This is a genomic window from Chimaeribacter arupi (genome assembly GCF_002858805.1).
GTDB lineage: Bacteria > Pseudomonadota > Gammaproteobacteria > Enterobacterales > Enterobacteriaceae > Chimaeribacter > Chimaeribacter arupi.
The window spans coordinates 1-479 of record NZ_PJZI01000093.1 but is presented as its reverse complement, the minus strand read 5'-3'; the positions used below and the strand labels follow the sequence as shown (position 1 = coordinate 479).

Sequence of the window (479 nt, the reverse complement as noted above, 5' to 3'; positions counted from 1 at the left end):
TAACCTCACAACCCGAAGATGTTTCCATCCGCGAGCGTGATTATTTGAGAGACTCTATTACAGGCTTCGCATTACTCTATGTATCACCCGAAGGTCATACACTACGGAGAGTAATGGATGCTGTAATGTTTCAATTTTCAGCTTGTTCCAGATTGTTAAAGAGCAATATCGTAAAAGTGACTTAACAGTCAGTTTTACGATATGGTGGATAATGACTTTCACTTCATTACCGGTATGGCGTCCCCAAGGGGATTCGAACCCCTGTTACAGCCGTGAAAGGGCAGTGTCCTAGGCCTCTAGACGATGGGGACACGAATAACCAGCCAGGCCGAAGCCGTGCCGTTCGTATCAGCATGAGTCAGAGACTCATCGCATCAACAGGTGCGCTTGCTCAATACATCTATCAGACAATCTGTTGTGGGCACTGCACGGTCAAATATCTTGAGGTAAGGAGGTGATCCAACCGCAGGTTCCCCTAC

General features: G+C 47.2%; 1 protein-coding gene and 1 tRNA gene. One reads left to right on the top strand and one right to left on the bottom strand.

Annotated features, from left to right (window positions below):
* The coding region (locus CYR52_RS22825) for a hypothetical protein (protein WP_206602394.1) at window positions 1–185 on the top strand (185 nt) is incomplete at its 5' end.
* A 50-nt stretch (window positions 186–235) separates the two neighbouring features.
* Here CYR52_RS22825 and CYR52_RS22205 read toward each other — a convergent pair.
* Window positions 236–311 (bottom strand) — tRNA-Glu (locus CYR52_RS22205).
* Window positions 312–479 lie beyond the last annotated feature (168 nt).